Origin of the sequence: Tropicimonas sp. IMCC34011 (assembly GCF_003390865.1) — a bacterium.
In the GTDB taxonomy this organism is placed as follows: Bacteria; Pseudomonadota; Alphaproteobacteria; order Rhodobacterales; family Rhodobacteraceae; genus Tropicimonas_B.
On sequence record NZ_QMEJ01000001.1, the window covers coordinates 617,844 to 640,011 of the forward strand.

Here is a 22,168-nt window from a genome sequence, read left to right on the forward strand (position 1 = left end):
AGCGCGGGCCGGGCGCGCGGTTCTACGGGCCCGGGTCCATCTTCGCCGCCAGCTCCTCGATACCCATGCCGGAGGCCTGCGACAGGTAGCTCAGGGCCAGGAGGGAGGGAGGCGCAGGCAGAGCACGCCCCTTGGAGGCGAGGAACCGCACGTCCGCGGTCGTCATGTCCCGTGCCAGATCGACGAAGGCGCGTCCCTTCAGTGGTGCGAAACGGGGCGGTCTCGGCGGGTCCGCCTCCGCGGGCGCCTGCGGAAGTGGGACATCCGCCGCCGTCCGCCCGAGCGATGCAAGGACGGCGCACGCCGCGTCACGCCCCGATGCGAGGCACTCCGCAGTCGATTTGGCTCCCGCCATCGCGCCTGCCGCGGCCCAGCCCGGACCGGCGGCAGGCTGCGGCAGGAACATCATCAGATCGCGGCTCCAGCCCGGCGTGGCACCCCGCTCCCGGGCGAGCGTGAGCCGGGGCGCCCAAGTCCCCGAGACCGCGAGCGCGTCGACCCTGAGCGATTTCGACCGGGTCTCCCCCCGCTTTGTCAGAAGCAGCGCCGTCAGACCGCGGCGCCCTTTCGTGCCGGCAATCTCCGTATCGGTCAGGAGCGGCACGCCCTCCGGCAGGTCCGCGCCGTCCGGCGGCCCGTAGGACGGGTCGATCAGCGCCGGCACCTCGATCCCGGCGGCCACGAGATCGATGGCCGTCCGCCGTGCCTCCCGCCCATCGCCGTAAACCGCGATCCGGGTGCCCGGCGCCGCCCCGAACCGGTGGAGCGCCATGCGCACGGCCGCTGCACTGAGGATGCCCGGACGGTCGTTGCCGGGAAAAACCTCCGGCTCCTCGGACGCGCCGCAGGCCAGAACCAGTGCCCGCGCGTCCATGCGCCACGGCCGGGGCGTGCCATCGGGCAACCGCTCGACCGCCCTCACCCGGTCGCCGCCGGCCGCAGTGACGCGCCATCCGAACCGGACCCGAGCGCCCTGATGCGACAGGCGTTCCACCTCCTCCGCCGCCCAGTCCGCCCCGGACTTGCCGCCGACCGTTTCGCGCTCACCAAGGAGATATCCACCCGGCCTCGCATCCGCTTCGACCAGAAGGACACTGGCGCCAGCCTCCGCCGCAACGCGCGCGGCCATGAGGCCCGCTGGCCCCGCGCCGACGACGAGGACATCGCAGGACATGTCCTCCGGGTCGACGCTCGTTTCGTCCGGCGCGCGCACCTCGGCACGCCGGCCGATGCGCCATGCGCTGCGATCGAGCGGTGAGGCGTCCAACCCCTCGCTCAGCACAAGCTCGGTCGCCCGGATCGCCCGCCCTTTCACCACGACAATGCCGTTCGGCTCTTCCGGCCCGAGCCGAGCGAGACCGCGCGGACGCCGGTAGATCGGCGAGCGCCCGACGACGCGCACACCGGCCGCCAGCAGCGCAGAGGCAAGTGTATCCCCGGGATGGCCCTGATAGGTCCTGCCGGCGAAGCGAAACGTGATGCGCGTCGTCCGGTCGATCAGACCGCCCGTTTCCAGCCGCATGGGATCTCCTTTAGGTCTCTCCGAGCATGGGCCGGAGACGTTAACGCGAGGTTCACGGTAAAGGCCGCCTGGCCCCTTGCTCGGTGACGAGCCGGTCGAGGGGCTGATCCGTCGGCTCGAGCGGCAGCTCCGTCAGCTCCTGCGCGGCATAGGCGAGGCCCACCGCCTCCGGCGCCCCCGTCTTGCGCAGCGCCTCGAGCGTCCGGTCATAGAACCCGCCGCCGTAACCGAGGCGGTAGAGCCGTGCGTCGAAGGCGAGCATGGGCACGATCAGAAGATCTGGGGAAAGATCCGCGCCACCGGCCGGCACCTCGACCCCGAAGGGCCCCCTTTCGAGCGCGCATCCCGGCACCCATTCGCGAAAGCGCAATGCCTCTCCCGGGCCGACCACGACGGGCACGCAGATCCGGTTTCGCGCTGCAAGGGCCGTCATCGCGGGCAGCGGATCGGCTTCGGAGCGGATCGGCATGTAGCCCGCGATCACGCGGCCCGCCTCGCTCGCGAGACACTCAACGAGCGCTGCCGACACAAGGGGGCCGGCGCCCGAACGATGCGCCGCGTCCCGCGCCCCGCCGGCCCGCGCCCGCGCCTCGGCCTTCGTCAGAGCAGCCACAAGGCCGCCAGACCGAGGAACGCGAAGAAGCCCACGACATCCGTAACCGTCGTGACGAAGGTCCCGGAGGCCAGCGCGGGATCGACCCCCGCCTTGTCGAGCAGGAGCGGGATCAGGATCCCCGCAAGCCCCGCCATCAGCATGTTTATGACCATCGCAGCCGAGATCACGTAGGCGATCCCGATATCGCCGAACCAGAGGATCCCCACCGCGCCCATCAGGATGGCAAAGATCACCCCGTTGATCAGGCCGACCGCCGCCTCCCTTCGCACGATGCGCAAGACGTTGGAGCCGGTGAGATCCTTTGTGGCCAGCGCTCGGACCGCGACTGTCAGCGCCTGCGTGCCGGCATTACCGCCCATGCTGGCCACGATGGGCATCAGCACGGCGAGCGCCACGACCTGCGCGATCACCTCCTCGAACTGGGCGATGACGAGGGAGGCGAGGATCGCCGTCGCGAGGTTCACCGCCAGCCAGGGAAGACGGCGGCGCGTGGTGTCGACCACCCGGTCGGAAATCCGCGTCTCGCCGACACCGGCGAGGCGCAGGATGTCCTCCTCGTGCTCCTCGTCCATCACCACCATCGCGTCATCGATGGTGATCACGCCGACGACGCGTTTCTCCTCGTCGACCACGGGGGCGGAGATCAGGTGATACTGGTTGAAGGCATAGGCCACCTCGCCCTCGTCCTGATCGACGGGCACGGTGCGGAAATCCTCTTCCACGATGTCGCGCAGAAGTGTGCCTCGGCGAGACGCGAGGATCTTCCCGATAGCCACCTGCCCCACCGCCCGCATCCGGGGATCGACGAGAACGACGTGGTAGAACTGGTCCGGCAGATTGTCCGGGTTGGCACGCAGGAAATCGATCGCCTCGCCGACACGCCAATGCTCCGGCGCGCGAACGATCTCGCGCTGCATCAGGCGGCCTGCGGAGAACTCGGGGTAGGTCAGCGCCTGCTCGACGGCGGCGCGGGACGAGGCGGACAGTGCCTCGAGGATCATGTCCTTCTGCTCGCCCTCGAGGTCCTCGACGAGATCGACCACATCGTCGCTGTCGAGTTCGCGCACCGCCTCGGAGAGCACGTCGGGCGGCAGGAGGTGGATCACCTCCTCGCGAAGGCTCTCGTCCAGCTCGCTGAGCACGGCGCCGTCCAGCCGGCCGCCGTAGACGCGCAAGAGATCCGCACGTTGCCAGCCCTCGATCTGCTCCAGAAGGTCGGCCATGTCGGCCGGGTGGAGCGGCTCGAGGAGCTCGGCCAGGCGCTCCGCATCCTCCACCTCCACGGCCTCGAGGACATTGCGCGTGAATGGCCCGTCCAGCGTGTACTGGCCGGCCTCCCGCTCATCGGAAGCCTCCGGCGTAAGAATGTCGTCAGCCATGATGGAGCGCCCCCGGATCTGCGCGGTCAGGGGCGACAATAGGGCCGGCTGTGGCAGGAGCAACCTGAACCCGCCGGCATCCCTTTCGCCCGCCGCTGGAGAGCCATAATGTCCCCCTCATGACACAGACACTCATCCTCGGGCAGGTGCTCGACATCCAGTCGGACCCCTTCGGCAGCACGCCGGACGCGGCCAGCCGATTCGACGCCCATGGCGGTGTCCTCGTGGAGGACGGTCGCATCCTCGCCACCGGCCCCGCCGATGAGCTGAGGTCCCGCGCGCCCCGGGCGACGATCGAGGATCACGGGCGGGGGCTGATCCTGCCGGGCTTCGTCGATGCGCATGTCCACTATCCCCAGACGGCGATCATCGCCTCATGGGGCAAGCGCCTGATCGACTGGCTGAACACCTACACCTTCCCCGAGGAGATGCGGTTCGGCGATCCGGCCTATGCGGACGAGATCGCAGAACGCTACCTCGATCTGCTGATCGCGAACGGCACCACGACCGCCTGCTCCTACTGCACGATTCATCCCGCCTCGGTGGACGCCTTCTTCGGCGCCGCCGAACGGCGCGGCATGGCCGTCGCCGCAGGGAAGACCTGCATGGACCGCAACGCGCCGGATGGGCTGCGCGATGACGCCAGGTCCGCATATGACGACAGCGCCGCCCTTCTCGCCCGCTGGCACGGCAGGGGCCGCGCGCGCTACGTCATCACGCCACGGTTCACGCCCACCTCTACGCCCGAACAGCTCGAGGCGCTCGGCGCGCTCTGGGCGGAGAACCCGGATTGCCTGATGCAGACCCACCTCTCCGAACAGCTGGACGAGATTGCCTGGGTGAAGGAGCTGCACCCGGAGGCCCGGGATTATCTGGACACCTACGAGGCGCATGGTCTCGTGCGGGAGGGCGCACTCTTCGGCCATGCCATCCACCTCGAGGATCGCGAGCGGGATCGCCTCAGGGAAGCGGGCGCCGCCCTCATCCACTGCCCGACGTCGAACGCCTTCATCGGCTCTGGCCTGTTCGGCATGGCGCCGGCCAAGGCGGAGGGCCAGATTGTCGGCCTGGCCACCGATACCGGCGGCGGCTCCTCCTTCTCGATGCTGCGGACCATGGCAGCGGCCTACGAGATCGGCCAGCTGACCGGAACGCCGCTCCACCCGGCCGAGCTCATCTGGCTTGCGACCGCGGGATCCGCCGCGGCCATGCGTCTGCCCGATCGGATCGGCACACTCGCGCCGGGATCCGATGCAGATCTCGTCGTGCTCGATCTCGCCTCAACCCCCGCCATCGCGCAGCGCGCCGGGGGGGCGGAGACGATCTGGGATGCGGTCTTCCCCACGATCATGATGGGCGACGACCGGGCAACGGCGGCCACCTATGTCGCCGGTCGCAGGATGTTCCCGCCCTGTAACGGCTGAGCGGCGGGCGTGAGCCTCCCGCGCGGACTATCCGGATTTCGAAAAGATACGGTGTTTCCCGGCCGGCGCGTTCCGCGAGGTCGCCGGGCGAATGCCGAACGGGCGCGCAAATGCGCGTTCGATCAGGAGGCTTGTCCCGCCCCGTCCGCCAACCGTTCGATAGCCCAGGCATGGAGTTCGGGTGTCGCGGCGGCCAGTGCCCGGCCTCCCTCATGGGCAGGCCCACCCTGCCAGTCGGTCACGATCCCTCCGGCCGCCTCTATCACGGCGATCGGTGCGCAGATGTCGTAGGCTTTCAGCCCCGCTTCGATGACAAGGTCGATCTGCCCCAGCGCGAGGAGACCATAGGCATAGCAGTCGAGGCCGTAGCGCGTCAGCTTCACGTCGCGGGCGACGCGGGCGAACGCCGCGGCGTCCTCCTGTGATCCGACCTCGGGAAAGGTGGTCATCAGGATCGCACCGGCGGGATCCGTTTCCCGCCGCACGCGCAGCTCCCGCGCGCCCTGCGGCCCGGAATGGGTCGCGACAAGGCCCGCCGCACCCTCCCACCGCTCGGAGGTAAAGGGCTGATCGATCATCCCGAACATCGGGCCGGCCTCGTCGGACAGGGCGATCAGCACGCCCCAGCTCGGCGCTCCGGCGAGAAAGGCGCGCGTGCCGTCTATGGGATCGAGCACCCATGTCAGGCCACTCGTTCCCTCCTGCTTGCCGAACTCCTCGCCGTGGATGCCGTCCTGAGGGCGCCTGCGGTTCAGAATGTCGCGCATGGCGGTTTCAGCGGCGCGATCGGCGGCGGTGACGGGATCGAAGGCATCCGCCTCCTTGGACTCGGCCACGAGACCGGGCGCACGGAAATACGGCAGGATCGCCTCGCGTGCGGCCTCCGCAAGTTCAGCGGCAACGCGCCTCAGCTCGGAGGATGCGGCGGCCCCGCCGAAACGGGCCGTCGTCTGTTCTGTGCTGGTCATGGAACCGCGGTACGCCCGGCCGCGAGATCGGTCAAGCGGCTGGGACATATGGGGGCGCGGCGGGCCCGATCAGGCAGCCTGGCCGAGGGCCCGGGCGAGGTCGAACAGGCGGCGCCGCTGGGCTTCGGGGATAGCGTAATAGGTGCGGACGAGATCCATGGCTTCCTTGTCGGCCAGCACGTCGGGCGTCGTGCTCTTGGCGCTGTCCGGGCCGCTGGCGCCTTCGAGGCCATCAAAATAGAAGGAGACATCCGTGCCGAGAACCTGCGCGATGTCGAACAGGCGGGACGCGCTGACGCGGTTCATGCCCGTTTCGTACTTCTGGATCTGCTGAAACTTGATGCCCACCTTCTCGGCGAGCTGTTGCTGGGTCATGCCGATCATCCAACGACGATGCCGGACGCGCTTGCCCACATGTATATCAACCGGATGTGTCACTACTGCCTCGCTACAACTGTAATACGTCATCCCCGGGCACGACCCGAGCTGACAACATTATCCCTTAGGATGAACTCAATTAATACATGCCGAAAAGGTCAGGTCTCTGGCAAGCTTTTTCATCAACTATGTTTTGTTAAACTTCAACGTACTAGCTAAAAATTTGCAAAATGCGAAGTTATGTGCGTAAAGCAAGTGTCAACTGGCAGTTGCTTTCTATTTCGCAAAACTAATCTCAGCGCCGATCGAACTTGAGCGCACGTGACCGATTTTGGCGGATTGGCTACTCCCGCATACGGCGACTCGCGCCAGGTCACGGGTTTTCAGCGACCGGCAGGAGGTCCGTCTGGGCCGTGTTCACGGCCGGGTTCGCCACGGGGTTCCGGTACGCCTCCCGCACCAGATCGGCGAGCGCCAGCTCCGCCTTGCCGCGGATCACTTCGGAGACGTAGAGGTTTATGTGGTAGCTGCGTAACTCGGGCAGCGCACCGCCATGGGGAATGCGTTCGAGAAAGGGTGGCGCGGTCCCCTCGAGGTCGGCCGTGATCGCCAGATCGGCACTGACCGTCGCCTCGATCGCCCGTTCGCTCTCCGCCTCGACCGCCATCTCCCAGGGGATGCCCGCACGGTCGAGCGCATCGACGACCTCGCTGCGAAAGATGCAGGACCGGGCGAAGGCGAGGCGGAGGGGCAGCCGTCGCCAGGCCTGCCCGCCACGCGCCCCGACCCAGGACAGCGGCGTGTCGGACAACACCTCGCCGCCCTCCATGATTTCCTGCTCGGTGGTCAGGATGATCCCGCACTGCCCGCGGCGGTAGAGGTCCTGAAGCTGACGCGTGTAGAGCGACAGGAGGTTCGCCCGCATCCTCGGATAGGCTGCGGCAAACTTCTGGAGCACCTGCGGGATGAAGGGATAGACGATGTCGTGCGGAACGCCGAGCGTCACCTCGCCCTCGAATTCCTGCGACGTCAGGCGACCGATTGCCTCGTCGTTCAGCGACACCATCCGCCGCGCATAGGCAAGGAGCTGATCGCCCTCTGCCGTGAGCGCGATGCCGCGGCGGGAGCGATCCATGAGCGACAGGCCCAGCCCTTCCTCCAGCCGCTTGAGCTGCATGGACACGGCGGATTGCGTCAGGTTCAGCAGACCCGCGGCCCTGGTGACCCCGCCGCTATCGGCCACGGCCACGAAGGAACGCAGGGCGGTCATGTCGAGATTTCGCGGCATATCAATTTCCGTGATACTTCGGTTCATAAACATTCGTTTGAACGATAGCACAAGAGCAGACAGATACAGCCCCGAAAACGAATTCGACGCCTCCCGACGTCGCCAGATGAAAGTCCGCACCATGCACGCCCAGTCGACCCTCTCCCGCCTTCCCTTCGCCTCCCTCGGCCGCCGGCATCCGTTCCGGACGTTGTTCGACCTCTTCGCGCTCGGCCGCCAGCGCCGCGAGCTGTCCGGTCTGGACGAGTCCCGCCTCGCCGATCTGGGCCTGACCCGGCACGAAGCGATGCAGGAAGCCTCCCGCCCGATCTGGGATGTGCCCTCCAGCTGGCACTACTGATCCAGGGCCAAGCCCCGATCTGCGAGCCAAAGGCGCGGGCAGCCCCACCCACGGGGGCCGCTCCGCGCCTTTTTTCATGTCCACGATGTGATCCGTGGGGCTTCCCGGTCAGCCCGGCCGGCCCGGACGCCGCTGCATTTGGAAGGCCCGGCGCTGGCGCCCCGCGCAGGCTTGAGCTAGAGGGGGCGCGGACCCGACCCCGTGCCCGAAGGCCAGCATTCATGACGCGCATTCTCATTACTTCCGCGATTCCTTACATCAACGGCGTCAAGCATCTCGGCAACCTCGTCGGCAGCCAGCTTCCGGCGGACCTCTATGCCCGCTACGCCCGCGCCCGGGGACACGAGGTGCTGTTTCTGTGCGCCACGGACGAGCATGGCACACCGGCCGAGATCGCGGCGACCAAGGCAGGCATGCCCGTCGAAGAGTACTGCCACCAGATGCACCGGGTGCAGGCCAAGCTCGCCGCGGGCTTCCGCCTCTCCTTCGACCATTTCGGCCGCTCATCCTCGATGCAGAACCGCCGGCTGACCCAGCATTTCGCCGGGGCGCTCGCCGACAACGGCCTGATGGAGGAGCGCAGCGAGCGGCAGGTCTTCTCGATCGACGACGACCGCTTCCTGCCCGACCGCTACATCGAGGGCACCTGCCCCAATTGCGGGTACGACAAGGCACGCGGAGACCAGTGCGAGAACTGCACCAAGCAGCTCGAGCCGACGGACCTCATCGAGCCCCGGTCCTCGCTGTCCGGCTCCACGAGGTTGGAGGTCCGCGAGACGAAGCACCTCTACCTTCTGCAGTCCAAGCTGAAGGGCGACCTGGCCGAATGGATCGACAGCAAGTCCGACTGGCCGATCCTGACCACCTCGATCGCCCGCAAATGGCTGAACGACGGTGACGGGCTCCAGGACCGCGGCATCACCCGCGATCTCCACTGGGGCGTTCCGGTCGCCAGAGGCGGCGAGCCGTGGCCGGGCATGGAGAATAAGGTCTTCTACGTCTGGTTCGACGCGCCCATCGAATATATCGCTTGCGCCGCCGAATGGGCCGATGCGCAAGGTCTCGACGAGGAGCATTGGTGGCGCTGGTGGCGGACCGACGAGGGCGCGGACGACGTGCGCTACGTTCAGTTCATGGGCAAGGACAACGTGCCCTTCCACACCCTCTCCTTCCCTGCGACGATCATGGGATCGGGCGAGCCCTGGAAGGTCGTCGACTACATCAAGTCCTTCAATTACCTGACCTATGACGGCGGCCAGTTCTCCACGAGCCAGGGTCGCGGCATCTTCATGGATCAGGCGCTGGACCTGCTGCCGCCCGATTACTGGCGCTGGTGGCTCCTGTCCCACGCGCCCGAGACGTCGGACTCGGAATTCACCTGGGATTCCTTCCAGGCAGGCGTGAACAAGGACCTGGCCGACGTGCTCGGCAATTTCGTCTCCCGCGTGACGAAGTTCTGCCGCTCCAAGTTCGGCGAAGAAGTTCCGGAGGGCGGCGAAGAGATCACCGAGCGCGGCCGCGCCCTTGTCGCCGAGTTGCAGGAGCGTCTCGAGACCTACTGCAAGCACATGGATGCGATCGAGGTCCGTCGCGCTGCGGCGGAGCTGCGCGCGATGTGGGTGGCCGGCAACGAGTTCCTGCAGGACGCGGCCCCCTGGTCGACCTTCAAGGAGGACCCGGGTCGCGCGGCGGCGGACATTCGCTTCGCGCTCAACCTCATCCGCGTCTATGCCGTGATCTCCGCCCCCTTCATTCCGGACGCCTCGGCAAAGCTGCTCGAAGCGCTTCGGACCGAGGAGACGAAGTGGCCGACCGACATGGAGCAGGCGCTCCTCCGTCTGCCAGCAGGTCAGGGCTTCGTTGTGCCGGACACGCTCTTTGCCAAGATCGACGACGATCAACGCGAGGAGTGGAAGGTCACCTTCGCCGGCAAACGCGACTGATCAGGCGCCGAGAAGGGCCCGTGCCGCGGCGCGGGCCTCGTCGGTCACGATGTCCCCCGCCAGCATGCGCGCGAGCTCGTCGGTGCGCTCCTCCCCGCGGAGCGGCACCACGGTGGAGAGCGTCATCCCGTCCGAGACGCGTTTCTCCACCCGCCAGTGATGCGCGCCGCGTGCGGCGACCTGCGGGGAATGCGTGACGACGAGGACCTGCGCCCGCTCGGACAGAGCCGCGAGCCGCCGGCCGACCGCATCCGCCGTCGCCCCGCCGACGCCGCGATCGATCTCGTCGAAGATCAGCGTCATCCCGGCGCCGCCACCCGTCAGGCAGACCTTCAGCGCCAGGAGAAACCGTGAGAGTTCGCCGCCGCTGGCGATCTTGTTCAGGGGTCCCGGCGGGGCGCCGGGGTTCGTGGCCACGGTAAAGGTCACCGCGTCGCGCCCGTCCGGCCCCGCCTCCCCGGCCTCGATCACCGTGCGAAACACCGCCCGCTCCATCTTGAGCGGCGCAAGCTCGGCCGCCATCGCAGCGTCCAGCCGCTCGGCCGCCGCACGCCTCATGTCGCTGAGTGTCCCGGCGGCGGCATCGAAGGACGCCTCGGCATCCTTCAACGCCCTCTCCAGATCCTCTAGGCCCCGTTCGGAGGCGTCGAGCGCGGCGAGACGGCCGCGAAGATCGGCGGCATGCCCGCCAAGGTCGTCCGGCAGCACCTGATACTTCCGGGCAAGACCGCGGATCGCGAACAGCCGTTCCTCGACCGCCTCCAGCTCGCGCGGATCGTAGCTCATCGCGTCGAGCGCCGCCTCGATCCCCTGCTCTGCTTCGCTCAAGGCGTCGGCCGCCCGCGTGAGCGCTTCGAGCGCTCCGTCGAGACGCCCGCCAGCCCCCTCGGAGGCGCCATCGAGCCAACGCGCAGCATCCGAGACCATGCCCTCGGCGCCATCACCGGAGACCGCCGCAAGCGCGCGGGTGATGTCTTCGCGGACACGCTCGGCGCCCTGCATCTCGCGGCGACGCCCGTCGAGTTCGGCTTCCTCGCCGGGCTGGGGATCGAGCTTGTCCAGCTCGGCGACGGCGTGACGCAGGAACTCCTCCTCGCTCTTCAGCGTGTCCGCCTCCTCGCGCGCCCGCGTAAGCGCCGCCTCGGCGTCCCGCCGGGCGCGCCAGGCGACGCGGACGGCCGCCAGCTCCGCACCTGACGCCGCAAAGTCATCGAGGAGGCCACGATGGCCGCGGGGGTTCAGGAGGCCACGGTCGTCGTGCTGTCCGTGCAGTTCCACGAGGGTGTCCGACAGAGCGCGCAGCACCTCGCCGCTCGCGCGCCGGTCGTTGACGTAGCCGGTCTTGCGCCCGTCGGCCGCGTTCACGCGCCGCAGGATGAGTTCATCGGAGACCGGCAATCCGGCCTCGTCCAGAACGGCCCGCGCGGCATGGCCCTCCGGGAGATCGAACACCGCGACCACCTCGCCCGCGGATGCGCCGGGGCGCACCATCTCGGCGCGACCGCGCCAGCCCAGAACGAAGCCGAGCGCGTCGAGGAGGATGGACTTGCCTGCCCCCGTCTCCCCGGTCAGCACGTTGAGGCCGGACCGGAAATCGAGCTCCAGCCTGTCGATGATCAGAAGATCGCGGATGTCGAGTGAGCGCAGCATCGGGGCGATCTATCGCACCCTGCGGCGGGACATGAAAGATCCCGCGCGCACCCCCTGAACGAAGGGTCGCGCGGGCGTCGGGGCCTACCCGATCAGAGCCACTCGCCCTTGACGGTCTGGCGATAGATCTGCCGCAACCAGCTGTCGCCCTGCGCCTCGGCCTTCAGCCCGCGCTCAACGAGCAGACGGTAGCTGTCCTCGTACCACTCGGTCGACCGGAAGTTGTAGGCGAGGATCGCGCCGGCGGTCTGCGCCTCTTTCTCGAGCCCGAGCGAGAGATACGCCTCCACGAGACGGTGCAGCGCTTCGGGCGTATGCGTGGTCGTCTGGAATTCCTCGACGACGACGCGGAAGCGGCTGATCGCGCTCGTGAAGTGATCGCGGCGCAGGTAGTAGCGACCGACCTCCATCTCCTTCGCCGCGAGATGGTCGAAGGCGAGGTCGAACTTGAGAATCGCGGAGCGGGCATACTCGCTGTCGGGATAAACCTCGATCACGGTGCGGAGCGATTGCAGCGCCTGGAAGGTCAGGCCCTGGTCGCGGCCGACCTCGTCGATCTGGTCGTAATAGGACAGCGCGAGGAGATACTGCGCGTAGGCCGCATCCTCCTCCGCCGGGTAGAACTGGATGTAGCGCTGCGCGGCGCCGCGGGAATTCTCGTAATCCCGGTCCAGATGATAGGAATAGGCCTGCATGATCAGCGCGCGACGCGCCCACTGGGAATACGGATAGAGTCGCTCGACCTCCGCGAAGAGTTCGGCCGCGTCCTCGTAGTCCTTGTCCTGCAGATCCGCCTCGCCGCGCTGGTAGATCTCCTCGGGGCCGAAATTCTCGAGCGGCACCTGACGGCTCGAGAAGACGCCACGCTCCTGCCCGCAGGCGCCGAGCGCCGCGGCAAGGGCAATCACGGATGCGAGCCGAGTCGCGCGCGTTCCGATACTCATGAGCGCCGCTCCGTCATCTGGTCCGTCTCCCGGAAACATCGCTTCATCGCACGCCGGCCCTGGCTCGGCCCGATCAGCGCCCGCATCGTCTAGCACAGAAGATTTGGGGAGCAAAAGCCATAGCCCGGCATTTCGGGATCGCAGCTGCGCGAGGCGTGCGGCGTTCAGGCAACTGCCCTGAGATCGGAGGCGCGCACCCCCGCCCCGGGCAACTTGTGCAGGGTGCCGGCATCGCAGGTCACGATGTCCACCGCGCCCGGAACCGAGAAGAGCCGGCGGAGGAGCTGGTTCGTCAGCGTGTGCCCCGCACGGACGCCCTCGTAGGCGCCGAGGATCGGCGCGCCGGCGAGTGCGAGATCTCCGAGCGCGTCGAGCATCTTGTGGCGGACGGGCTCGTCCCTGTGGCGCAGACCGCCGGGGGACAGGATCCGCTCTCCGTCAACCACGACGGCGTTGAAATAGGTCCCGCCGAGCGCCTGACCGCGGGCTCGCATCGCCTCGACATCGGCGGCGCGGCAGAACGTGCGGCTGTCGCAGAGCTCGCGCAGGAACGCGCCGTTGGCCATGTCGAGCCTGCGGGATTGCGCGCCGATTGCGCGGTCCGGGAAATCGATGTCGAACGAGATATGGAGGTGATCGGCGGGCGCCAGCCTCGCGCGGGCGGCGCCGGAGCGCACTTCCACAGGCCGCAGGATCCGCAGCGCCTTGAGCGGCGCATCCAGCTCCACCAGACCCACATCGAGAATCGCCTCGGCAAACGGCGCCGCGCTGCCGTCGAGGATCGGGACTTCCGGTCCGGAAACCTCTACGACGGCGTTGTGAACACCGCAGCCAGCAAGGGCCGCCATGACGTGCTCCACGGTGGAGATGGAGGTGCCGGATTCGTTCACGAGGCGGGTGCAGAGCGGCGTCGGCTCGACGAGATCCCAGCGTGCGGGAATGTCGGCCAGCGTCGGCAGAACATCGACGCGACGAAACCGGATGCCGGTCCCGGCCTCGGCCGGGCGAAGGGTCAGGCGAACAGGCGCGCCGGAGTGAAGGCCGACGCCGTCGAGCGTCACGTTCGCATGAAGTGTCGTCTGCATCGCAGCCTCGCACGCCAGTGTCCGGAACGGCTTATGCTCAAGTGGCGCTCTTTGTGGCGCCGCCGTTCTCTCGATGAGGTCGTGCCTTTGCGGCACGCCGGGCCCGAACCCACTTCGGGCAGTGCATTTGAGGTAAAAGGGGGGAGGCCAGTCTACAACTCAAAGATTGTGACCGCTTGTAACACCGGGCCGAACGGATCGGCGACACTTCGCAAGGCACCGGGCGGCGGAGGCTAATTCTCTGATCGCAATGTGAAAAAGGGGCCGCCCATGGCGACCCCTTTCCCTGTTGATGTGTACGTGGTGCTTAGTTGGCCTGGCGACGCAGGAACGCGGGGATCTCGATTTTCTCCTGCTCGGTGGACGGTTCGTCCTCCTCGTAGGCCTGCTCGAACTGCTGACGCTCCATCGGCGGCTGCTGGCGCGCGGTCGCGGCGGTTCCGCGGTCCTGCGGCATGCCGCCCTCATGACCATGGCCGGACATCCGCCCGATCAGGTTGCCGATGCCGAAGCGCTGGCGATCGCCGGCGGCCTGTTGCGGCTGATCGGACGCCTGCTGCGGACGACGGGCCTGAACCTGCGGCTGCGGACGGGGCGTGGTGCCCTGCGCGGCGCGGGGAGCGGCCTTGTTCACCGCGGCCTGAAGCCGGGCGATGGCCTCCGGGGAGGGCTGACCGCGGCCGCCGGCCTTGGGCGCGACAAAGGCCTCGCCCGGAACGTCGGCATTGCCACGAGGCGCTTCGCGGCGGGGCGCCGGCTCCGGAGCGCGGGCCGCCGGCCTGTACGCCGGAGCGGGCAGTCCGTCATCGCCGTTCTCGTCGTCGCCGATTCCCTCGAAGAGGGAGGGGCCGCCGGCCTCCTCGTCGTCATAGGACTGCTCGGGTGCGGGCGCCGGCGCGGGACGCGGGGCGGCGCGGAAGGCCGGGGCCTCTTCGCGGACGGCACGGACCGGTGCGGGGCGCGGCGCTTCCTCGTAGTAGTGGTCCTGCTCCTGGACCTCCTCGTACTCCGGCTCGGCAACCTGCTGGGGCTGCTGGAGCGGCGCGGCGAGGGAGCGGCGCGGAACGGGGATGTCGCTTTTGACCACCGCATCGATGCCGGTGGCGACGACGGAGACGCGCATCTTGCCCTGCATCTCGGGGTCGAGGGTGGAGCCGATGATGATGTTGGCTTCCTCGTCCACCAGCTCGCGGATGACGTTTGCGGCCTCGTCCAGTTCGAAGAGGGTCAGATCCTCGCCGCCGGTGATGTTGATGAGGACGCCCTTGGCGCCGGCCATGCTGATCTCGTCGAGCAGCGGGTTGTTGATGGCGCGTTCGGCGGCCTGCTTGGCGCGCTCGTCGCCCTCGGCCTCGCCGGTGCCCATCATCGCCTTACCCATCTCGTCCATCACGGCGCGGACGTCGGCGAAGTCGAGGTTGATGAGACCCGGACGGACCATGAGGTCGGTCACGCCCTTCACGCCCTGGTAGAGCACGTCGTCCGCAAGCGCGAAGGCCTCGGTGAACGTCGTGTTCTCGTTGGCCAGACGGAAGAGGTTCTGGTTAGGAATGATGATCAGCGTATCGACGACCTTCTGAAGGCGCTCGACGCCCTCTTCGGCCTGCCGCATCCGCTTGCCGCCCTCGAACATGAAGGGCTTGGTCACGACGCCCACCGTCAGGACGCCGAGCTCACGCGCGGCCTGCGCGATGATCGGCGCGGCGCCGGTCCCGGTGCCGCCGCCCATGCCGGCCGTGATGAAGCACATGTGCGCCCCGGCGAGATGATCGACGATCTCCTCGATCGTCTCCTCCGCGGCAAGCGCGCCCACCGAGGGCCGCGCACCGGCGCCGAGACCCTCGGTCGCCTTCACACCCATCTGGATGCGGGCCGCAGCCTGGCTCTGGGACAGCGCCTGGGCATCGGTATTCGCGGTCACGAACTCCACGCCCTGCAGGTTCTTCTCGATCATGTTGTTGACAGCGTTGCCGCCCGCACCGCCGACACCGAAGACCGTGATACGCGGCTTCAGTTCGTCCGATCTGTCATGCATGCTGAGGTTGAGTGTCATGTCCGCTCCGCCTGTTTTCCGGACCCTGCCCGCCCCGGCATTCTGGCCCTGTTCTCGTTGCCTTTTGGTCTTCGCGACCCGAAGGATCTCTGCCCCCGTCTCCCCGTCAGCCCGGGGCCAGGTGTGGCCGAAAGGGCATTGTCCAGTGGATTAAGAGAATCTTACGCGGTCACGATCCCGGCGTCACCCGAAAAACGCAGTACGACTGCAAAATATGGTGCAGGCGGCAAGTGTTCGCCGCCCGTGGAGGTGGATCAACGCAAGATCCTGCGGTCACCAGTTGTCGCGGAACCAACGAACCGCGCGCTTCAGCGATCGGGCCGGGTAGCGATCGGATGGAATCTCGAAATCCCACCACTCGTCCTGCGGATGCGCGGCGAACAGCGCGAGCCCGACGGAGCTGGCGAAGGCCGGGCCCGTCGCCGCCTGCGGCAGACCCTGGACACGCAGCGGACGGCCGAGCCGGACCTGCTGCCCCAGGATGCGGGATGCAAGCCCGTCGAGACCGGGAATCTGGCTGCCGCCGCCGGTGAGGACGATCTGCTGCGCCGGCAGGTGGTCAAAGCCGGCCGCATCGAGCCTGGCGCGGACCTCCTCGAGAATCTCCTCCACACGCGGTCGCATGATGCCGATGAGCTCGGCGCGACTGACCGTGCGCCGGTCATGCTCCCAGTCGCCGGTATCGCCGCCGATCTCGATCATCTCCCGGTCGTCCATCCCGGTGGCGACGACGCCGCCGTAGAACGTCTTGATGCGCTCCGCGGTGGACAGCGGGATCTGCAATCCCTTGGAGATATCCACGGTGACGTGGTCCCCGCCGATGCGCACCGCGTCCGAATAGATCATGTGCTTCTTGATGAAGACGGAGAGGCCCGTCGTCCCGCCACCGAGATCGATGCAGGCCGACCCCAGCTCCTGCTCGTCCTCGACCAGCGCTGAAATACCGGCCGCGTAAGCCGAAGATGCGAGACCCGCGAGTTCGAGGTCGCAGCGCTTGATGCAGTACAGCAGGTTCTGGATCGGCTGGGTGTCCACCGTGAGCAGGTGCATGTCCGCCGACAGCGAATTGCCCATCTGCCCGCGCGGATCCCCGAGACCGGAGCGATGGTCGATCGAGAAGTTGACCGGCTGAGCGTGCAGAACCTCGCGGTTGTGCCCGAAATCGGGAACGTCGCAGGCCGCCAGGACCCGCGCGACATCGCCGCCCTCGACCACGCTGTCGTCAAGATCGATGCGGCCCTCGAGACCGTAGGAGCGCGGATGGGCGCCGGAGAAGCAGGCGATGACGTGATCGACCCGCATGCCCGCCATCTTCTGGGCCGCCTGAACGGCCGTGCGGATCGCCCGCTCGGTCTCGTTCATCGTCTCGATCTCGCCGAAGGCCACGCCGCGGGAGCGCGTGGTCGCAGCCCCGATCACCCGGAACCCCGCCTGCCCTGCCAGGGACCCGATCCCGTCACTCTCGCGGAAGCGCGTCTCGCCGTCGAAGCGCAGTACGAGACAGGCAATCTTGAACGTACCGACATCCAGGATCGCGATAACGCCGCGATCAAGCGCCTGCTGCCGCATGCGCCGCATCATTCGCTGGGACTGGTAGAGGTCGGTCATTCGCTCACCTTCTGGATGGACCCGGCCATGATGGCCCGGAGCTGGTCGATCGACGCGGCCGCGACCCTCAGGGTCGGACGCGCGGGATCGCGCAGGTCGACACGGGTCACGGCCCGCTCGAGAATCTTGTGCGCCTCGTCGAGAGCGATCAGGCGCTCGAGCACCTGCGCCGGCTGCGATTCCGGCAGCATGATGCGCTGGCCGCGGTCGAGCACGACGTCCCAGCGCCGCTCACCCATCCGCACCAGACCGCGGAAGCGCTCCTGAAGCGGCTGCGCGGCCGCCACGAGGTTCATCGCTTCGGTTATGGCGTCATTCGCCCCGTCCCCTGCAATGAGCGGCAGCGCCGGCCAGTCGCCCCGCTCCTCGATCCCGGCGATCCGCACGCCCTCGGAATCGAGCAGAGACAGGCCCTTGCGGGAGCGCCAGACCAGGGCCGGCTCACGCTCGGACACCTCAATCTGCAAAACGCCGCCCGGACGAACCCTGAGCTGCGCCTCGCGCACCGCCGAGAGAGCCTCGATATCGGCGCGCATCCGGTCGAGATCGAGATCGAAGGAGGACAGCGGCAGGTCCACCTGCGTCGCCTCCCGCACCGCCTGCGTCAGCTCTGGCGAGGCGCCGTCCACCGCCAGCATCTCGACCATGAACTCGGGGCGCTGCTGCACCCAGTCCCGCGTGGTCACCACGTAGGATGCAACCTCGGCGCGCCGCGTCTCGTCCGAGAAGTACCAGCTCGCGGCCATGGCGCAGGCCGCCATCGGCAGTCCGATCCGCACCAGGCGGCGCAGCCCGGGACGCAGCCAGAGACGCTCCATCTTGTAGGCAAGTCGCGACGGCGCCGGATCGCGGCGTTCCTCGTCGCTTGTGTGCGCGCCGAAGAGGCCCCGCAGCCCGCGCCGTCCGGCCTGGCGCCGGGGCGCGCGGCCGGTCTCCGCGGCAGCCGGCTCCAGCGACACGGCCCCCGGACCGGCCCAGCCGGGTCCGCTATGCTCGGGCTCGGTCCAGTCCGGCTCGTTCCAGACCTCGGCGTTGTCACCCAAGGGCTCCAGCAGGGCGTCCTCGTCGGGCGCCTCCACCCAGATATCGTCCTCTTCGGGCTCCGGCCCGCGGAACGGCGCCCAGTCCGGACCGGACCAGCCCGCTTCGGGTACGTCGCCGGCGCCAGGGGACGGCGTCCGGCTCCCTGCGCCGCGAAAGCCCGGTTCGCTCCTCATCTGTCGCACGAGGCATCCTCCACGAGCCAGCGGCAGAGCGCTCCGAAAGGAATGCCCGCATGGGCCGCCTGCTCGGGGGTCAGCGATGTCGGGGTCATGCCGGGCTGCGTGTTCGTCTCCAGAAGCACCAGCCCCTCGAGGCCGAGCGCCTCGTTCCAGCGGAAGTCGGTGCGGGAGATGCCGCGGCAGCCAAGCGCCAGATGCGCGGCCTCGGCAAAATGGCGGCAGGCCTCCTCGATCTCGCGGGGGATCTCGGCGGGAACAACGTGGCGGGACCCGCCCGGAACGTATTTCGCCTCGTAATCGTACCAGCCCTCGGTGACGATATCGGTCACGCCGAGCGCGCTGCCGTTCAGCACCGTCACGGTCAGCTCGCGGCCCGGCACGAAGGCCTCGACCATCATGACCGCGGGGGAGGCGGCACCGAGCGTGGGCCCGTTGGTCCCGTCCCGCACGATGTAGACGCCGACCGAGGATCCCTCGTTGTACGGCTTTACCACGTAGGGCACCGGCAGGACATGCCCCGCCATGATCTCGTCACGCGTCGCAAGCCGGCTCTCGACGACGGGAAGCCCCGCCGCGCGATAGGCGTCCTTGGTGCGCTCCTTGTCCATCGCGAGGGAGGAGGTGAGGACGCCGGAATGGGTATAGGGAAGGCGCATCCACTCGAGCAGGCCCTGAATGCACCCGTCCTCGCCCCAGCGCCCGTGAAGGGCATTGAAGACGACGTCCGGTGCATGCTCCTCGAGCCGGGCGCAGATATCCGCGCCGGCATCGATCTCGACCACCTCGAATTGTTCGCCCCTGAGCGCGGCTGCGCATTCACGCCCCGAGGAGAGCGAGACATCGCGCTCCGCCGAGAGTCCTCCCTTGAGGACCGCCACTATGGGGGATGCCCTGCCCGACAAACCGCCCGCCTCGTGTTCACGGGCCTTATCGAATGGCCCTTTTTGTCTCTAAAAAACCGGGGCCGCGCCTGTATCGGCCCCGCACTGTCCTCGTTACCGGCCATCCTGCGGCGTTAGATGCCGCCTTTTGTCAGGCCCCGGGTTCTCCGACCCGCATGATTTCCCACTCTAATGTTATTGCGCTGGAATCGTAAACCTTTTTCCGCACATCTTCGCCCAGACCTTCGAGATCGGCGGCCGTGGCGTCCCCCTCGTTCAGCAGGAAGTTGCAATGCTTCTCGCTCATCACCGCGCCGCCGCGGCGCGCACCGCGCATCCCGGCCTCATCGATCACCTTCCAGGCCTTAAGATCGTGGACGTCGTCTGCCCGTCCGGTGGAGGAAAATCCGGCCGGATTGCGGAACGTGGAGCCGGCCGAACGCGCCTTCACCGGCTGGGACGCATCCCGCGCCGCGACCTGCTCCGACATCCGCGCTTCGAGCGCATCCGCCTCGCCGCGGGGCGCCCGGAACGTCGCGGAGACGATCACGGCGCCCTCCGGGAGCTCGCTCGAACGGTAGGCGAAGTTCAGCGCCTCGGCATTCCGCGTCTCGCGCGTGCCGTCCCTGAGGACCAGCTGGACGCTCTCCAGCCGATCCGCGGTGTAGGTGCCATAGCAGCCGGCGTTCATCCGCACGGCGCCGCCGATCGCCCCGGGAATGGTGCGAAGATAGGTGAGGTCCAGCCCCGCCGCGGCCGCCTTGCGCGCGACATGGGCGTCGAGCGCCGCCGCTCCGGCAACGACGCGATCCCCGTCCACTTCGATCCCGTTGAAGCCGCGACCGAGGCGGATCACCACGCCGCGGATCCCGCCATCGCGAACGATCAGGTTCGAGCCGACACCCATGGTGAAGACGGGTACATCATCCGGCAGGGCAGACAGGAAGGCGCAGAGATCCTCGACATCGGCGGGACGGAAGAACCAGTCCGCCGGGCCGCCCACGCGCAGCCATGTCAGATCGGCCATCGTCCGGCGCTCCTCGAGCTGGCCGCGTACCTCGGGCATCTCCATCTCGGACCTCTTCATCTTTCTTCAAATACCCACCGCCGGAGGCACGCCGCCCGTGAGGGCGGCGAAAACAGGCGCTCACTCGCCCCCGGCCCCCGCCTCGCCCTTGCGCCCGGCGACCCGGCTCGCCGTCCAGCGGCCGGCGAAATAGAGCGGCCAGCGCAGGACGGAGATCCCGGCGATCAGGAAGAGAAGGCCGAAGAGCGGCCCCGTCTCGAACGTGATCCATCCCAGAAGCGGGATGCCGGTGGCGATCAGGATGATCGCGGCCGGCCAGTGTCTGCGGCGCGAGGGCAGCATTCCGGCGACCTGGCTCGCCAGCATCCAGAGGAAACCGGCAAGGAGGGCAGCGCCGGCCACCGGACCTAGCCCGCGGCCTGCGCGACCGCGTCGCGGGAGAGGCGATCCGGCAGGTTGTTCGCCCAGGTCGAGATCGTGCCCGCCCCAAGACAGACGACGATGTCGCCCGGCCCGGCCTGCTCCCGCACCAGCCGCTCGAGATCATCTTCGGAGACGATGGCGCGGGCATGGCGATGGCCGTGACGGATCAGCCCCTGGACCAGCGCATCGCGGTCGGCGCCCTCGATCGGGTCCTCGCCCGCGCCGTAGACCTCGGCGATGGCGACCACGTCGGCCTCGTTGAAGCAGTGGCAGAAGTCATCGAAAAGCGAATGCAGGCGCGAGTAGCGATGCGGCTGGTGCACCGCGATGACGCGGCCTTCGCTGGCCTGACGCGCGGCCTTGAGGACGGCCGAGATCTCGACCGGGTGATGGCCGTAATCGTCGATCACCGTTACTCCGTTCACCTCGCCCACGCGGGTGAAGCGCCGGTTGACGCCGCCGAAGCTGGCCAGCGCGCTGCGGATCTCATCGGTCTTCATGCCGAGATGCCGCGCCACTGCGACGGCGGCGAGCGCGTTGGAGACGTTGTGATCCCCCGGCATCGGCAGGGTGCAGCCCTCGATCACCTTCTCCTCGGAGCGCAGGGCGATGTCGAAGCAGGCGACGCCCTTGCGATAGGTCAGATTCACCGCCCGGACGTCCGCCTGGGCATTGAAGCCAAAGGTGACGACCTTGCGGTCCGTCACCCGCCCGACCAGCGCCTGGACCTCGGGATGGTCCGTGCAGCAGACGGCGAGGCCGTAGAACGGGATGTTGGAGACGAAATCGGTGAACCCCTGGCGGAGGTTCTCGATCGTGCCCCAGTGTTCCATGTGCTCGGGGTCGATATTGGTCACGACAGCGATCGTCGCCGGCAGGCGGTTGAACGTGCCGTCGCTCTCGTCGGCCTCGACCACCATCCACTCGCCCTGCCCCGCCCGTGCATTGGAGCCGTAGGCGTGGATGATCCCGCCGTTGATGACGGTCGGATCGATCCCGCCGGCGTCGAGAAGCGTGGCGACCATGGTCGTCGTCGTGGTCTTGCCGTGGGTGCCGGCGATGGCGACGTTGGACTTCAGCCGCATCAGCTCGGCCAGCATTTCCGCCCGGCGAACCACCGGCAGACCCCTCAGCCGCGCCTCGTCGAGCTCGGCATTGCCGGACTTGATGGCCGACGAGATCACGACGACCTCCGCACCCTCCAGGTTGTCCGCCGACTGACCGATGAAGACGCGGGCGCCGAGCGCCTCGAGCCGCTCGGTGATCGGGCTCGCCCTGAGGTCAGAGCCCTGCACCCGGTATCCGTGGGTCAACAGGACCTCGGCGATGCCGGACATCCCGATCCCGCCGATCCCGACAAAGTGGATCGGTCCGACATCGGTCGGCAGCTTCGTCGCGGGGCTCATCAGCAGGCTT

At 68.1% G+C, this 22,168-nt stretch carries 19 protein-coding genes; 3 read left to right on the forward strand and 16 right to left on the reverse strand.

The window, feature by feature from the left end; genetic code table 11:
* Positions 1-22: 22 nt before the first annotated feature.
* From DQG15_RS02970 to mgtE, 3 genes are read right to left on the reverse strand one after another with little or no spacing between them, the layout of a single operon-like run.
* Positions 23-1,522, reverse strand: coding sequence for a 2Fe-2S iron-sulfur cluster-binding protein (locus DQG15_RS02970; protein WP_116082613.1), 1,500 nt, complete (start codon positions 1,520-1,522; stop codon positions 23-25).
* Between the two features lie 52 nt (positions 1,523-1,574).
* The gene (locus tag DQG15_RS02975; protein WP_232830688.1) at positions 1,575-2,135 is read right to left on the reverse strand and encodes a 5-formyltetrahydrofolate cyclo-ligase; all 561 of its coding nucleotides are present in this window, start codon (positions 2,133-2,135) and stop codon (positions 1,575-1,577) included.
* Complete coding sequence (gene mgtE / locus DQG15_RS02980; RefSeq protein WP_116083704.1) at positions 2,123-3,517, reverse strand: magnesium transporter; 1,395 nt, start codon at positions 3,515-3,517, stop codon at positions 2,123-2,125. Before mgtE ends, DQG15_RS02975 begins: the two co-directional genes overlap by 13 nt.
* A 119-nt stretch (positions 3,518-3,636) precedes the next feature.
* Between mgtE and guaD the strand changes: the two genes are divergently transcribed.
* Positions 3,637-4,941: a guanine deaminase gene (guaD, locus tag DQG15_RS02985; protein WP_116082615.1), complete on the forward strand. Its 1,305-nt coding sequence runs from the start codon at positions 3,637-3,639 to the stop codon at positions 4,939-4,941.
* Positions 4,942-5,063: 122 nt separating this feature from the next.
* Here guaD and hisN read toward each other — a convergent pair whose 3' ends face one another.
* From hisN to DQG15_RS03000, 3 genes are all read right to left on the reverse strand, one after another.
* The gene (gene hisN, locus DQG15_RS02990) at positions 5,064-5,909 is read right to left on the reverse strand and encodes a histidinol-phosphatase (protein WP_116082617.1); all 846 of its coding nucleotides are present in this window, start codon (positions 5,907-5,909) and stop codon (positions 5,064-5,066) included.
* A gap of 69 nt (positions 5,910-5,978) precedes the next feature.
* Positions 5,979-6,347, reverse strand: coding sequence for a helix-turn-helix domain-containing protein (locus DQG15_RS02995; protein ID WP_116082618.1), 369 nt, complete (start codon positions 6,345-6,347; stop codon positions 5,979-5,981).
* Between the two features lie 313 nt (positions 6,348-6,660).
* A complete protein-coding gene (locus DQG15_RS03000; protein ID WP_116082620.1) occupies positions 6,661-7,575 on the reverse strand; it encodes a LysR family transcriptional regulator in 915 nt (304 codons plus the stop codon).
* A gap of 106 nt (positions 7,576-7,681) precedes the next feature.
* Between DQG15_RS03000 and DQG15_RS03005 the strand changes: the two genes are divergently transcribed.
* Together DQG15_RS03005 and metG are read left to right on the forward strand one after the other, a co-directional pair.
* Positions 7,682-7,915: a DUF1127 domain-containing protein gene (locus tag DQG15_RS03005; RefSeq protein ID WP_232830689.1), complete on the forward strand. Its 234-nt coding sequence runs from the start codon at positions 7,682-7,684 to the stop codon at positions 7,913-7,915.
* Between the two features lie 221 nt (positions 7,916-8,136).
* The gene (metG, locus tag DQG15_RS03010) at positions 8,137-9,858 is read left to right on the forward strand and encodes a methionine--tRNA ligase (protein ID WP_116082621.1); all 1,722 of its coding nucleotides are present in this window, start codon (positions 8,137-8,139) and stop codon (positions 9,856-9,858) included.
* Here the strand turns inward: metG and recN are convergent, their stop codons facing one another.
* The 10 genes from recN to murC all read right to left on the reverse strand — a co-directional run bounded on the left by recN (position 9,859) and on the right by murC (position 22,158).
* Positions 9,859-11,508, reverse strand: coding sequence for a DNA repair protein RecN (gene recN / locus DQG15_RS03015; RefSeq protein ID WP_116082622.1), 1,650 nt, complete (start codon positions 11,506-11,508; stop codon positions 9,859-9,861).
* A gap of 92 nt (positions 11,509-11,600) precedes the next feature.
* A complete protein-coding gene (locus DQG15_RS03020) occupies positions 11,601-12,452 on the reverse strand; it encodes an outer membrane protein assembly factor BamD (protein ID WP_198665054.1) in 852 nt (283 codons plus the stop codon).
* A gap of 164 nt (positions 12,453-12,616) precedes the next feature.
* Positions 12,617-13,537: a UDP-3-O-acyl-N-acetylglucosamine deacetylase gene (gene lpxC, locus DQG15_RS03025; protein WP_116082624.1), complete on the reverse strand. Its 921-nt coding sequence runs from the start codon at positions 13,535-13,537 to the stop codon at positions 12,617-12,619.
* Positions 13,538-13,844: 307 nt separating this feature from the next.
* Complete coding sequence (ftsZ, locus tag DQG15_RS03030) at positions 13,845-15,590, reverse strand: cell division protein FtsZ (RefSeq protein WP_116082625.1); 1,746 nt, start codon at positions 15,588-15,590, stop codon at positions 13,845-13,847.
* A gap of 273 nt (positions 15,591-15,863) precedes the next feature.
* Positions 15,864-17,198: a cell division protein FtsA gene (gene ftsA / locus DQG15_RS03035; protein ID WP_116082626.1), complete on the reverse strand. Its 1,335-nt coding sequence runs from the start codon at positions 17,196-17,198 to the stop codon at positions 15,864-15,866.
* Positions 17,195-18,415, reverse strand: a complete 1,221-nt coding sequence (locus DQG15_RS03040) for a cell division protein FtsQ/DivIB (RefSeq protein WP_370454165.1) — start codon at positions 18,413-18,415, stop codon at positions 17,195-17,197. Before DQG15_RS03040 ends, ftsA begins: the two co-directional genes overlap by 4 nt.
* Positions 18,412-19,299: a D-alanine--D-alanine ligase gene (locus DQG15_RS03045; RefSeq protein WP_116082627.1), complete on the reverse strand. Its 888-nt coding sequence runs from the start codon at positions 19,297-19,299 to the stop codon at positions 18,412-18,414. The genes DQG15_RS03040 and DQG15_RS03045 overlap by 4 nt, the downstream gene beginning before the upstream one ends.
* A gap of 154 nt (positions 19,300-19,453) precedes the next feature.
* Positions 19,454-20,389, reverse strand: coding sequence for a UDP-N-acetylmuramate dehydrogenase (gene murB, locus DQG15_RS03050; RefSeq protein WP_232830690.1), 936 nt, complete (start codon positions 20,387-20,389; stop codon positions 19,454-19,456).
* Between the two features lie 60 nt (positions 20,390-20,449).
* Positions 20,450-20,731 carry a DUF2484 family protein gene (locus tag DQG15_RS03055; RefSeq protein ID WP_116082629.1) on the reverse strand — a complete coding sequence of 94 codons (282 nt, stop codon included), beginning with the start codon at positions 20,729-20,731 and terminating at the stop codon, positions 20,450-20,452.
* Positions 20,732-20,736: 5 nt separating this feature from the next.
* Complete coding sequence (gene murC / locus DQG15_RS03060) at positions 20,737-22,158, reverse strand: UDP-N-acetylmuramate--L-alanine ligase (protein ID WP_116083711.1); 1,422 nt, start codon at positions 22,156-22,158, stop codon at positions 20,737-20,739.
* Between the last annotated feature and the right edge of the window lie 10 nt (positions 22,159-22,168).